At 35.1% G+C, this 1,002-nt stretch carries 1 protein-coding gene; it reads right to left on the minus strand.

Annotation, left to right across the window (positions count from 1 at the left end; translation table 11 throughout):
* Positions 1-217 precede the first annotated feature (217 nt).
* Complete coding sequence (locus ACSC97_RS18160; protein WP_436662342.1) at positions 218-835, minus strand: rhomboid family intramembrane serine protease; 618 nt, start codon at positions 833-835, stop codon at positions 218-220.
* Positions 836-1,002 lie beyond the last annotated feature (167 nt).

The following is a 1,002-nucleotide window of genomic DNA, read 5'->3' on the forward strand; positions in this document are numbered from 1 at the left end:
GGCAGAAGAAATTATTTAGACCAATCATCAAAGACTTCATTGATGACTTTATTCTCGATAAAAATCATCTGCTACCACAGAGAATCTATAAATGATAGTGCGTAAGTCCTATACTAGATGAATGACGCATTTTTTTATTCAATTTCTGTATCTTGGCATACATTGTCAATAATCCCTTTTGTTATTTACAAAAGGGATTGAGTGTGAATATTTTAGTTTAGAAGGGGAGTTTTGTGAGTTGGCTGAGAAAATGTGGCAGAACTTTAGGTTCGAGGATAATGGTAACAATGACACCGTATGCTGCTCCCCATAAGTGAGCACTATGGTTGATATTGGTATTTCCACGTTTACCAGACCAAATACTGTAAGCCACATATAAAATAGCGAAAATAATCGCAGGAACTGGAATAAAGAATACGAAAATTAAATTCCACGGTTGAAATAAAATATATGCAAATAAAACGGCTGAGACTGCTCCTGAAGCGCCCAGACTCGCCCAACGGACATCATTCTTATGTTTTAAATAACTTGGCAAGATAGCAAAAATTAATCCACCTAAATAAAACAGTACAAAGCCCATATCGTAGAAGAATTCACGATAAAAGCTTTCAATGATATTACCGAAGAAAAATAGGGTAATCATATTGAACAGTAAATGTGTCCCATCTGCATGTACAAAACCATGGGTAATAAAACGGTCAAATTGCCCACGTTGCATCGCTGGTGGCCAAAAAATCAAACGGTTCATCACGGTTTGATTGCTAAATGCTAATAATGAAATCGCAACGGTAATAATGATCAGAGTCACAGTGTGACCAAAGGGTAGATGTAGCATAAATGAATTAAATTGATCAGAGTCTAAGCAATAATGCCATTAAAAAGTTAATAAACTAGGACTTACGCACTATTATTTATAGACTCTCTGTGGTAGCAGATGATTTTTATCGAGAATAAAGTCATCAATGAAGTTTTTGATCATTGGTCTAAATAATTTCTTCTGCC

This window comes from Acinetobacter sp. P1(2025) (assembly GCF_051390655.1).
Classification (GTDB): Bacteria; Pseudomonadota; Gammaproteobacteria; order Pseudomonadales; family Moraxellaceae; genus Acinetobacter; species Acinetobacter junii.